General features: G+C 50.0%; 12 protein-coding genes, 1 tRNA gene and 1 pseudogene. All 14 read right to left on the bottom strand.

The features are described 5' to 3' along the window. Position 1 precedes the first annotated feature (1 nt). Positions 2-77: transfer RNA gene (locus RTW80_RS21205), tRNA-Lys, on the bottom strand. Positions 78-241: 164 nt separating this feature from the next. Next, positions 242-1,033, bottom strand: a complete 792-nt coding sequence (gene cpoB / locus RTW80_RS21200; protein ID WP_000097580.1) for a cell division protein CpoB — start codon at positions 1,031-1,033, stop codon at positions 242-244. Between the two features lie 9 nt (positions 1,034-1,042). Continuing rightward, positions 1,043-1,564 (bottom strand): peptidoglycan-associated lipoprotein Pal, encoded by a 522-nt coding sequence (pal, locus tag RTW80_RS21195; protein ID WP_001295306.1) that lies wholly within the window; start codon positions 1,562-1,564, stop codon positions 1,043-1,045. Between the two features lie 34 nt (positions 1,565-1,598). Then, entirely contained in the window at positions 1,599-2,891 is a 1,293-nt protein-coding gene (tolB, locus tag RTW80_RS21190; RefSeq protein WP_001295307.1) for a Tol-Pal system beta propeller repeat protein TolB, read from the bottom strand. 132 nt (positions 2,892-3,023) lie between these two features. Further along, positions 3,024-4,289: a cell envelope integrity protein TolA gene (tolA, locus tag RTW80_RS21185; protein ID WP_000030637.1), complete on the bottom strand. Its 1,266-nt coding sequence runs from the start codon at positions 4,287-4,289 to the stop codon at positions 3,024-3,026. Between the two features lie 64 nt (positions 4,290-4,353). Next, a complete protein-coding gene (gene tolR, locus RTW80_RS21180) occupies positions 4,354-4,782 on the bottom strand; it encodes a colicin uptake protein TolR (protein WP_000090097.1) in 429 nt (142 codons plus the stop codon). Positions 4,783-4,785: 3 nt separating this feature from the next. Continuing rightward, positions 4,786-5,478 (bottom strand): Tol-Pal system protein TolQ, encoded by a 693-nt coding sequence (tolQ, locus tag RTW80_RS21175; protein ID WP_000131314.1) that lies wholly within the window; start codon positions 5,476-5,478, stop codon positions 4,786-4,788. Then, entirely contained in the window at positions 5,475-5,879 is a 405-nt protein-coding gene (ybgC, locus tag RTW80_RS21170; protein WP_001098384.1) for a tol-pal system-associated acyl-CoA thioesterase, read from the bottom strand. Before ybgC ends, tolQ begins: the two co-directional genes overlap by 4 nt. Positions 5,880-6,028: 149 nt before the next feature. Beyond that, complete coding sequence (gene ybgE / locus RTW80_RS21165; RefSeq protein WP_000034602.1) at positions 6,029-6,322, bottom strand: cyd operon protein YbgE; 294 nt, start codon at positions 6,320-6,322, stop codon at positions 6,029-6,031. Further along, positions 6,322-6,435 carry a cytochrome bd-I oxidase subunit CydX gene (cydX, locus tag RTW80_RS21160; protein ID WP_000270282.1) on the bottom strand — a complete coding sequence of 38 codons (114 nt, stop codon included), beginning with the start codon at positions 6,433-6,435 and terminating at the stop codon, positions 6,322-6,324. Before cydX ends, ybgE begins: the two co-directional genes overlap by 1 nt. 14 nt (positions 6,436-6,449) lie before the next feature. Further along, the gene (gene cydB, locus RTW80_RS21155) at positions 6,450-7,589 is read right to left on the bottom strand and encodes a cytochrome d ubiquinol oxidase subunit II (protein ID WP_000568275.1); all 1,140 of its coding nucleotides are present in this window, start codon (positions 7,587-7,589) and stop codon (positions 6,450-6,452) included. Between the two features lie 15 nt (positions 7,590-7,604). Next, entirely contained in the window at positions 7,605-9,173 is a 1,569-nt protein-coding gene (gene cydA, locus RTW80_RS21150; RefSeq protein WP_000884361.1) for a cytochrome ubiquinol oxidase subunit I, read from the bottom strand. Positions 9,174-9,767: 594 nt separating this feature from the next. Continuing rightward, positions 9,768-9,995: a hypothetical protein gene (locus tag RTW80_RS21145; RefSeq protein ID WP_001324497.1), complete on the bottom strand. Its 228-nt coding sequence runs from the start codon at positions 9,993-9,995 to the stop codon at positions 9,768-9,770. A 24-nt stretch (positions 9,996-10,019) separates the two neighbouring features. Next, positions 10,020-12,308 (bottom strand): annotated as a pseudogene (gene mngB, locus RTW80_RS21140) (mannosylglycerate hydrolase); the annotation flags it as partial. Positions 12,309-12,380 lie beyond the last annotated feature (72 nt).

Raw genomic sequence — 12,380 nt, 5'->3', positions numbered from 1 at the left:
TTGGTGGGTCGTGCAGGATTCGAACCTGCGACCAATTGATTAAAAGTCAACTGCTCTACCAACTGAGCTAACGACCCACTTTTTCGTTGCTTTCGGTTTGTTTGATATCCCGTGGCAACGGCGGCATATATTACTGATTTCAGACTTGAGCGCAACAAAAATTTCGATGCAGATCACTCAACTGCTTATGATTCGCACGACACGACCAGAAATAATGCGACTTCTGGTCGTGTGTTATGCATTACATCGCGTTCAGACGTTTTTGTGCCTGTTTAGCGCCATCAGTACCAGGGTATTTACTGATAACCTGCTGGTATACGGCTTTCGCTTTTGCGGTGTCACCTTTGTCCTGCATGATGACGCCGACTTTAAACATCGCATCAGCAGCCTTTGGTGACTTCGGATAGTTTTTCACTACCGAAGCAAAATAGTACGCCGCATCATCTTTTTTACCCTTGTTGTAGTTTAACTGACCCAGCCAATAATTGGCGTTTGGCAGGTAAGTTGAATCAGGGTAATTTTTGATGAAATTCTGAAATGCCACCATTGCGTCATCCTGGCGGGATTTATCCTGCACCAGCGCAATAGCTGCATTGTAATCCGTGTTTGCATCGCCGCTTTTCACCGGCGCGCCAGCATTCGCAGTACCAGCATCAGCTGTCGGCGTCGTTGATGCCGCCGCACCGCTTTGATCGCTGCTGGTTGATTGCGCCGCTGCACCACCGCTGCTGAGGCTGTCGATCTGCAACAGGATCTGCTTTTGCCGCTCCACGACCTGATTCAGTTGATACTGATTTTCCTGAATCTGACCACGCAGGGAATCAATATCGGATTGATTATCAGAAAGTTGTTGCTGGAGTTGGGTTAAAAGCTGGCTGTGAGCATTAGAAATACGCTCAAGTTGAGTGACGCGGTCTTCGACCGAGCCTGAGCCGACACTACTGATTGGTGCCTGAGCAAAAGCGGCCCAGGGGGCCGCTATACCAACCAGTAACGACAGACTCAATAGTTGATGTCTGAAGTTACTGCTCATGCAATTCTCTTAGTAAACCAGTACCGCACGACGGTTTTTGGAGTATGCCGCTTCGTCATGACCCAGTACTGCAGGTTTTTCTTTACCGTAAGAAACGATGGAGATCTGGTCTGCAGAAACGCCTTTACCCTGCAGGTACATCTTAACGGCGTTCGCACGACGTTCACCCAGGGAGATGTTGTATTCCGGAGTACCACGTTCGTCCGCGTGACCTTCTACGGTGACTTTGTAAGACGGGTTGCTACGCAGGAAGTTTGCATGTGCATCCAGCATTTGAGCGAAGTCAGAACGGATATCGTACTTGTCCAGATCGAAGTAAACGATGTTGTTCTGCTGCAGCTGTTGCATTTGCAGACGAGCCTGCTCTTCGGAAGACATGTTGCCGTTGCCGCCGTTCGCATCCATACCAGTGCCGGCACCCAGCATGCCTTCGCTGCCGTCATTGCTGGCGTTCTTGTTGGAAGAACATGCCGCAATTGCCATAACAGGCAGAGCAATCATCAGCCCTTTCAGCACTTTGTTCAGTTGCATTTCAATGATTCCTTTACTATTCAATTAATTATTATCACAGATACGGCGACCAGGCAGGGAATTTGACCTGTCCATCAGTTGCCGGAAGACGCGCTTTGAAACGCCCATCTGTAGAAACCAAATTCAGCACGGATCCCATCCCCTGAGAAGAGCTGTAGATTACCATAGTGCCGTTAGGTGCCAGACTTGGCGTTTCATCCAGGAACGTGGACGACAGAACTTGTACGCCTCCCGTTGCCAGATCTTGTTTGGCAATGTGCTGCTGCCCACCATTGGAGCTGACCATTACCATAAATTTACCGTCGCTGCTGACATCCGCATCCTGGTTCTGCGAACCTTCCCAGGTAATACGTTGTGGCGCACCGCCGTTGATATTCACTTTATAAACCTGCGGACGACCGGCCTGGTCAGAAGTAAATGCCAGGTTCTGGCTATCCGGGAACCAGGTCGGTTCGGTATTGTTACTGCGACCATCAGTCACCTGGCGGATCTGACCAGAAGCCAAATCCATTACGTACAGGTTCAGACTACCGGTTTTCGACAAGGCGAATGCCAGTTTGCTGCCGTCTGGCGAGAATGCAGGTGCACCGTTGTGACGCGGGAATGAAGCCACCTGACGTACAGCGCCATTTGCCAGCGTCTGAATAACCAGCGCGGAACGACCGCTTTCGAAGGTCACATAAGCCAGTTTAGAACCGTCTGGTGACCACGCCGGAGACATCAGCGGCTGCGGTGAACGGTGAACGACAAACTGGTTGTAACCGTCATAGTCAGATACGCGCAGTTCATACGGGAACTGACCGCCGTTGGTCTGAACAACGTAGGCAATACGAGTACGGAACGCACCTTTAATGCCGGTCAGTTTTTCAAACACTTCATCACTGGCGGTATGACCAGCATAACGCAGCCACTGCTTGTTCACTTTGTACGAGTTCTGAGCAAGTACAGTACCCGGTGCGCCGCCAGTGTCAACAAGTTGATAAGCAACATTGTAAGAACCATCCGGATTCGGAGTGACCTGACCGACAACTACAGCGTCAATGCCCAGTGCGGACCATGCAGCTGGTTGTACTTCCTGCGCACTACCCGGCTGCTGTGGCAGACGAGCGCGATCTAACGGATTAAATTTACCGCTGTTACGCAAGTCAGCAGCAACGATGCCGCCAATATCTTCAGGTGCCGCACCAGGCCCCGCCCACTGGAAAGGAACAACACCAATAGGACGACCGGAATCTACACCGCTGTCGATCACAATGCGGACTTCAGCATGCAGAACTGATGCCCACAGTATGAGAAAACCAAATGCTACTCGTAATGCCTGCTTCATCATATCTCCCTTATCTGGACCGATGGCCCACGATAATTTAGCAGAATGTTAACAAACTAAAATACACAAAACTACCAGAACCCCGTGGCAACCGGTGCCTGATGTTGACCGTCCGAACAGTCAACATCGCGATTACGGTTTGAAGTCCAATGGCGCGTTTTTGAACACTTCATATACTGCCTGGCTTGGTGGTTTCGGGATCTTCGCAAGTTTAGCTGCTGCCAACGCAGCCTGACAAAGTGCGGGATCGCCACCTTCAGGTTTGATATCCAGTAACATACCATCGGGTGCCAGTTTTATGCGCAGCGTACAGGTTTTGCCTGCATAGGACGATGCGTCATAGAACTTACTTTCGATAGCAGATTTAATCTGCCCGGCATAGTTATTGATATCGGCCCCTGATGCGCCATTGTTTTTAGTATTACCACTCCCGGCAGGCGAAGCATTGTTCCCTTTCGCCCCTCCCCCCGTTTTCGGTGCATTCTTACCAGAGCTTAGCTCACCGAAAATATCATCTGCCTCTGCGGCCGCTTTTGCTGCAGCGGCTTTTTCAGCTGCAGCTTTTGCCGCTGCCGCTTTTTTGTCTGCGGCGGCTTTTTCTGCCGCTGCTTTCTTATCAGCTGCTGCCTTTTCAGCAGCCGCTTTTTCTGCTGCTTTTTTGTCGGCTGCAGCTTTCTCTGCTGCCGCTTTCTTATCAGCTGCAGCCTTTTCAGCAGCCGCTTTCTTCTCAGCTTCTGCTTTGGCTTTTTCAGCAGCTTCAGTTGCCGCTTTCTTTCTTGCTTCAGCTGCAGCTGCTTCTGCCGCTTCCGCTTTCTTCTTCAGTGCCGCAGCGGCTGCCTCGGCTTTTTTCTGCGCTTCGGCTGCGGCTTTGGCGGCTTCTGCTTCTGCTTTTTTCTTTGCGTCTGCAGCCGCTTTCTTCGCTGCTTCTTCCGCAGCTTTAGCATCTGCTTCGGCCTTCGCTTTAGCATCTGCCGCCGCTTTCGCTGCCGCCTCTTCAGCTTGCTTCTGCTTTAACTCGGCCTGTTTTGCGGCTTCTTCAGCCTGCTTTTTCTGCTCCTGAGCCGCTAACCGCTCTTTCTCAAGTTGCTTCAGGCGTTCCTGTTCAGCCGCTTGTTTCTCACGCAGTTCTTCAGCAGCCTGCTGTTCCTTCATCTTGCGCTGTTCATCAGAACGCTTCGCGCTTGATTCCTGGCTTTGCATGCGTTTGTACTGCTCAACTACCGCACCTGAATCAACCATGACAGCGTCGATGGACGAACCACCGCCGCCTCCGGCTGAAGCTTCTATATTCTCATCGAACGAACTCCAGATCAGCGCCGCAAATAAGATGACATGCAGCACTGCTGAAATAATTATCGCCCGCTTGAGCTTGTCGTTTTGTTCGGTTGCCTTTGACACTCTCGGTTTCCAAAAACTGTTCGCCTGTTACCCGCTCTCTTTCAAGCAAGGGAAACGCAGATGTTTAGATAGGCTGCGTCATTAAACCAACCGATTTCACACCCGCACTATGTAACAAGTTCAGTGCTTTAATTATTTCATCGTAAGGCACATCTTTTGCGCCACCGATCAGAAAGACCGTTTTCGGGTTGGCCTTGAAACGGCTGGACACTTCCGCCACCACCTGCTCTGGTGGTAAACGCTCCAGGCGATCTTTCTCAACCACCACGGTGTACTGACCAATACCAGACACTTCAACAATCACTGGCGGATTATCGTTACTGCTCACCGCCTGTGATTCAGTAGCGTCTGGCAGATCGACCTCCACGCTCTGGGTGATGATGGGCGCTGTCGCCATAAAGATCAGCAACAGCACCAGCAGTACGTCCAGCAACGGTACAATGTTGATTTCGGACTTGAGATCGCGACGACCTCGTCCACGCGCTCTGGCCATGGCTTACCCCTTGTTGCTCTCGCTAACGGTAAACGCCTGGCGGTGCAGAATCGCGGTAAACTCTTCCATAAAGTTGTCGTAATTCAGTTCCAGTTTGTTTACGCGCTGGTTGAGGCGGTTGTAGGCCATAACTGCCGGGATAGCGGCAAACAGACCAATTGCAGTCGCAATCAACGCTTCTGCGATACCGGGCGCAACCATTTGCAGTGTTGCTTGTTTTACCGCCCCGAGGGCGATAAAGGCGTGCATGATCCCCCAGACCGTACCAAACAGACCAATATACGGGCTGATGGAGCCAACCGTACCGAGGAACGGAATGTGCGTTTCCAGATTTTCAAGTTCACGGTTCATGGAGATACGCATAGCACGCGACGCCCCTTCCACTACGGCTTCCGGCGCATGGCTATTGGCACGATGCAGGCGCACAAACTCTTTGAACCCGCTGTAAAAGATTTGTTCCGAACCAGTCAGATTATCCCGTTTCCCCTGGCTCTCTTGATAGAGGCGAGAGAGTTCGATTCCAGACCAGAATTTATCTTCAAACGCTTCGGCTTCGCGCGCCGCTGCGTTAAGAATACGGGTCCGCTGGATAATAATGGCCCAAGATGCGATTGAAAAACCAATCAAAATCAACATGATAAGTTTAACCAGAAGGCTAGCCTTCAGGAACAAATCAAGGATATTCATGTCAGTCACTGCTTAAACTCCGCGACAATAGACTTGGGAAGCGCACGAGGCTTCATTTTGAGTGGGTCAACGCAAACAACCAGAACCTCTGCTTCATTCAGCAAAGTATTCTCGGCGTTGACAATACGTTGCGTGAAAACCAAAGAGGTGCCACGCATTGATGTTATTTCAGTCTGTATTTCGAGCATATCGTCGAGCCGCGCAGGTGCGTAATATTCCACCGTCATTTTACGTACCACAAAGGCAACGCGTTCAGCCATCAGCGCCTGCTGACTGAAGTGATGATGACGCAGCATCTCTGTGCGTGCTCTTTCATAAAAAGCGACGTAACTGGCGTGGTACACCACACCACCGGCATCGGTATCTTCATAGTAGACGCGAACCGGCCATCGAAACAGCGTTGTATTCACTTTACATCCCGGTAATGCAACAAAAGTTAGAGCTTTTAAACGCTGCTACTATACGCGCGCGATTGAGGTTTGGGAATGAGGGCAAGTTAAGGGAGCGTAAAAATTTATGGGCCTGGAGCGGCCCATAATTTTTTAAAGAGAATTCTGATTTAAAAGAAGAAGAAAATCAGCCCGACAATGAGAACAATATCGGCAAGCAATGGGCAAAAAATCCCTTGCCAAAGAACCTTCTGCGGACGAAAGCCCACGCCGTGAATCACACCAGCACAGACGGCCCACATCAGCAATAAACCATGCCAGATTTCCAGTTCACTGGTCTTCGCGGCAAAACGAGATGGGTCCCAAAACATACATCCTGCTAACAGAAGCGCCATCACGAAGGAAAGCGCCCGCAGGGGGCGCTTGTCCATTACCGCATACAAAGTCGCGATAATCTTACTCATCAGATGTCTTCTTGACCGGCTTTGCCTGATTCGACGTGTTCAAGCGCCAGCGCGGTGATTACCCCAAACGAACAGGCAAGAAGCGTTCCCAGAATCCATGCGAAATACCACATTTTTAGCTCCTTACTTAGTACAGAGAGTGGGTGTTACGTTCAATATCTTCTTTGGTGATACGACCGAACATTTTCCAGTAACACCAGGCGGTGTAGAGCAGAATGATCGGTACCAGAACCACCGCAACCCAGGTCATGACGTTAAGCGTCAGCTGGCTGGAAGTTGCATCCCACATTGTCAGACTTGCGTTCATCATGGTGCTGGACGGCATCACAAACGGGAACATTGCGATACCGGCTGTCAGGATGATGCAGGCCAGCGTCAGGGAGGAGAACACAAACGCCCACGCGGCTTTATCCATACGTGCAGTCAGGATGGTCAGCAGCGGCAGAACCACACCCAGTGCCGGAATAGCCCACAGAATTGGCGTGTTGTTGAAGTTAACCAGCCATGCGCCAGCTTCACGAACCACTTCTTTATTCAGTGGGTTAGAGGCTGCGTAATGGTCCATTGTCGATTTCACGACATAACCATCGATACCGTACATCACCCATACGCCAGCCAGTGCGAAACAGACCAGTGTCACCAGCGCAGCCACCTGAGCCGTTGCACGGGTACGCAGGTGCAGTTCGCCCACGGTACGCATTTGCAGATAGGTTGCGCCCTGAGTAATGATCATCCCTACGCTCACCACGCCTGCCAGCAGGCCGAACGGGTTAAGCAACTGGAAGAAGTTACCGGTGTAGTACAGACGCAGATATTCATCAACGTTGAACGGTACGCCCTGCAACAGGTTACCGAACGCTACACCAATTACCAGCGGCGGAACGAAGCTACCAATGAAGATGCCCCAGTCCCACATGTTACGCCAGCGGGTTTCTTCAATCTTGGAGCGGTAGTCAAAACCGACCGGACGGAAGAACAAAGACGCCAGCACGAGGATCATCGCCACATAGAAGCCGGAGAACGCAGCGGCATAGACCATCGGCCAGGCAGCAAAGAGTGCGCCGCCCGCGGTGATCAGCCAAACCTGGTTACCGTCCCAGTGTGGTGCAATGGAGTTAATCATAATTCGACGCTCGGTGTCGTTACGACCGAGGAAACGGGTGAGCATGCCCACCCCCATGTCGAAACCGTCAGTGACTGCAAAACCAATCAGCAGAACGCCAACCAGCAGCCACCAGATAAAACGCAATACTTCATAATCGATCATTTGACGACTCCTGTCTTAGCGTGCCGGCTGAGTAGTCGTGGAAGACTGCTCAAAGTGATAGCGACCGGTTTTCAGGCTGCTTGGGCCGAGGCGTGCAAACTTGAACATTAAGAACAATTCTGCCACCAGGAACAGGGTATACAGGCCGCAAATCAGCACCATTGAGAAGATGAGATCGCCTGCGGTCAGTGACGAGTTCGCCACAGCTGTCGGCAGCACTTCACCGATAGCCCACGGTTGGCGGCCATATTCAGCCACGAACCAGCCCGCTTCTACAGCAATCCACGGCAGCGGAATACCGTACAGCGCGGCGCGCAGAAGCCATTTTTTCTCGCCAATGCGGTTGCGGATGACACTCCAGAAAGAGAGCGCGATGATTGCCAGAAGCAGGAAGCCACACGCCACCATGATACGGAACGCAAAGTATAGCGGCGCTACACGCGGGATGGAGTCTTTGGTTGCCTGTTGAATCTGCGCTTCAGTCGCATCAGCCACGTTTGGCGTATAGCGTTTCAGCAGCAGACCGTAACCGAGGTCTTTCTTCATGCTATTGAACTGGTCACGAACCGCCTGGTCGGTAGAACCAGAACGCAATTGTTCGAGCAGAGAGTACGCCTTCATCCCGTTACGAATGCGTTCTTCATGCTGCACCATCAGCTCTTTCAGGCCGATAACCGGGGTATCCACGGAACGCGTTGCAATGATGCCCAGTGCGTAAGGGATCTGAATCGCAAATTTGTTCGTCTCCTCTTCCTGATCAGGAATGCCGAACAGAGTAAAGGCAGCAGGCGCAGGTTGCGTTTCCCACTCGGCTTCAATAGCAGCCAGTTTGGTTTTCTGCACGTCGCCCATTTCGTAGCCGGATTCATCACCCAGAACAATAACAGACAGAACAGCAGCCATACCGAAGCTGGCAGCGATAGCAAAGGAGCGTTTAGCGAAGGCGAAGTCACGACCTTTCAGCATATACCATGCGCTGATACCGAGGATGAACATCGCGCCAGTCACATAACCAGACGCTACAGTGTGAACGAATTTCACCTGAGCAACCGGGTTAAGCACCAGCTCGGAGAAGCTCACCATCTCCATACGCATAGTTTCAAAGTTGAAATCGGACGCGATTGGGTTTTGCATCCAGCCGTTCGCAACCAGAATCCACAGTGCGGACAGGTTTGAACCGAGCGCCACCAGCCAGGTGACACACATATGCTGAACTTTACCCAGACGATCCCAACCGAAGAAGAACAGACCTACAAAGGTGGATTCGAGGAAGAAGGCCATCAGACCTTCGATTGCCAGCGGCGCACCGAAGATATCCCCTACATAGTGGGAATAGTAAGACCAGTTAGTCCCGAACTGGAACTCCATGGTCAGACCGGTAGCCACACCCAGAGCGAAGTTGATACCAAACAACTTGCCCCAGAACTTGGTCATATCTTTATAAATCTGTTTGCCGGAGAGGACGTAGACCGTTTCCATAATGGCCAGCAGGAACGCCATACCGAGCGTCAGTGGCACAAAAAGGAAGTGGTACATCGCGGTCAAGGCAAACTGTAAGCGCGACAGTTCGACTATATCTAACATCATGACTCCTTGCTCATCGCATGAAGACTCCGAGAGTGAACCCCGTTAGAAAGGGTCACACGCATGCCCCAATAGAAATTTGTTTGAACACTTTCATCATACCATGTGAATGCACACAAAAACGGCGTAAAGAAAGGTTGCAAACATGTTAATAAAAACTCAAATTGATCCCACGTATATATTACGCCGCAAAATCCTTACAATAAACAGGTTTTTGTTGAAGCAAATTTGCATTTTTCGACGGTGATCAATTTATAGCTAAATTACCGCCTTTCAGCCAATTTGATCGAGAACAATTTATCTCTTTTTGATGCCCATTTCCAAGACTTATACATTGATAAATATCAATTCCTACAAATTATGTTAATCATGTTTCAATAAGGTAACTTTAGTGACATTTATGTTTAAAATGTGTGAGTTATAAGGCTGAAATTAGTTTCGGTTGGCAATTAAAGATAAAAAGAGACGAAGCAAAAACAGCACGGTTGACCTTAATTCTTTTTTTGGTCACTGGCTAATACGACGCAGAGTTTCAGGATTACTAATAAAGGCATAAATCCACCCCGCCAATATTAACATTTAATTAACTTATAATTATATTATAATTAACTCACCCAGGGTTATTATTTTGTTAAAAATAAAGCCACATATACGTGGCTTGAGAGTGAAGATAAACGCAAAATTACCTGATGCGCTACGCTTGCCAGTGTCTACATCATCTCTGCAATATATTGAATTTGCCTGCTTTTGTAGACCGAATAAAGCGTTCATGCCGTATCCGGCATGAACAAAGCGCCCTTTGTCAACAATCTGGCCGCGCATATGTGGCTTCGGTTTGATTGCTATTCAGGCAAGCCGGTAACTGAACGTCCGTGACTGGCCGGGTAAAAAAGGCCCCGATAGATTTGAACCTTGATTTTCCTCGGTGGTAATGTGTTCATCCATCATCGTTTCTGAGCAAGAAATCACCTCGCGACTGAAAGCAACAGTCGCATCACAGGTTGCTGATTCAGCCGGATTAAACAGCCGTAAAATCACTTCTTGTCGGTCTTCAGCTTTCTTAAGTGCGCTTATCAGGCATCCCACTGGGGGCATTTTCAACAAACTATAACTTTCCGGCACGTTGAATCCGGCTTTGTTGAGCTTCATCGCATCCCATGGGATTTTGTTGTAACACTGTACTGGAGTCAGCCATGCTCGCGCCTGCTGAGCTACACCAGCGGCGGTTGGCGTACCGGTATAACTCAATAAACTTAGGCGACAAGAAAGCAGACCACGTAGTTGTGAGTCCGGGACTGGCATTTTAATTCCCGAAGGCCGCCCAGGCCTTAAAAGCAGATCTTCTTTGCCCAGTAAGCCCACGCCACGCAGCAACGTAATGGCAAAGGTTTTCTTCTCTTCACCGATGACTTCAAATTCACGTAACCCTTCGCTAAAGACAGCCATGCCGTTACGCCCTTCCTGTAAGGCAACATAGTTGAGCATATTCCATACCGGAACCGGCGCTTCTTTCCAGCCTTCTTGCTGCCAGTTGTTCATTGCACTGTCGTTCACGGGGCGCGTTAGCGAACCAAACTGCGTATCTGCCAGAACACTGTCGGTGTTAAAAGGTGTAGGGACCAGGACACGAAGGCGATGATCGTCAGCCTGGTTATCAAGGTTGATATCCACATCAATACGCCTGCTGTTATGACTAAGAGTGACAACCAACACCCCCCCTACTCTGCCAGTGGATTGCCGGGCGCTGCGTTCTGACAAATTGAGCGGCACTGCCATGTCATAGCGGATAACAGCCCTGCTCTGCCAGGCTTCATGAATAATATCGCATTGCGGTTTCGCGTTCGCTGCGGTAATTACCCACTCTTCTTTTGCGGGTGAATAGTCATATTCATCACCATCATCAGAGCTTTCTTCAATTTGCAATACCCGGTCATAGCGCACACCGCTGTCTTTATCTACCAGTTGCAGAGAACCATCCTCATTGAGCGCAATTTGCCAGAAAGCATTTTCCAGTATCCCTTCAGCGTCACTTTTTGCCGCAATCACGTTGCCAGGCTGATTCGCTTCAATATAAAGCGTGCGATAGCCCATAGAAGGGACAATCTGGTTGATCTGAATATCAAACTCCATAAAGGGATCATAATTGCCATAATGAACAATTTGCCGATCGATTAGACCAGGATCGATCTCACGGGCATGGCGAATAAAATACGGTACAGGCTGACCGCGATCGTCTCGTAGATTAAACTGGCTGGCGCGCAGCCGCACAGTGGTGTTAATAACTTCTTCCCGCGGCCAGGGCATCAGGTTAAACAGCACGAGTTTGTCGGCATCACTCTGTGGCATGTTATCGGCAATTTTGCGCATGTAGAAACGCAGCAGATTATCCGCCATGTCTTCAGCCAGTTCGAAGCGGGCGACAATTTCGCGATGAACTTTGTCACTGCAACAACAACCGATACTGTCGTGGGCATGATTTTTTAAGATCTCTTTCCACATTTTCTCCAGCAAGCCGTGGTGGTATTCAAAACCCAACGTCCAGGCCAGCGTTGCCAGCGGTTCCAGCAGATTAACAATCTTATTTTCAATACGCGCGTGGGCAATTTTGATATCCATACGCGTAGAACCGATGGTGCGATGCACGCGCATATATTTGCCATCAATAAATTCCCCTTTCAGGGTTGCCAGATTATCTCGCTGCGCTTCGATCTTCTCAAATACCTCTTCAAAGCGGCTCATCACAAACTTACGTTGAGGGTAGATCTCACGTAGCTTATCCATCACTTCGAAGATATTTTGCTGCAATGGCATCTGGTCATGCCCATTCGGCAGCAAAATCTCTTTGGTTACAGACGCTTTTTCCAGCACGTCAAAATAACTGTCGAGGCGTTTACGTAATCCGTTTTCGTCGGCAGGTAAGTACTTACCGATGGCGTAGCCCAGCGGCAGCACCTGCGCCGTCACTTCGCTACCGTCACTGCTTTGCCACAAAAACTCGGTTTTATCAGTACCGTGGCGCTCCGAACATCCGCGCCAGAACATGGTGCGGGTAATGCCAAATCCATTGTAGATATGCGGCAGTTGCCCGGACATGCCAAAGGAATCTGGTAAATAACCTATTTTCATCGGCTCGCCGGTGATGCTGCCAACTTACTGATTTAGTGTATGATGGTGTTTTTGAGGTGCTCCAGTGGCTTCTGTTTCTAT

It is taken from the genome of Escherichia sp. AM3, assembly GCF_032029835.1.
Taxonomy (GTDB): Bacteria; Pseudomonadota; Gammaproteobacteria; order Enterobacterales; family Enterobacteriaceae; genus Escherichia; species Escherichia coli.
This window is presented reverse-complemented; position numbering and strand designations above follow the sequence as displayed.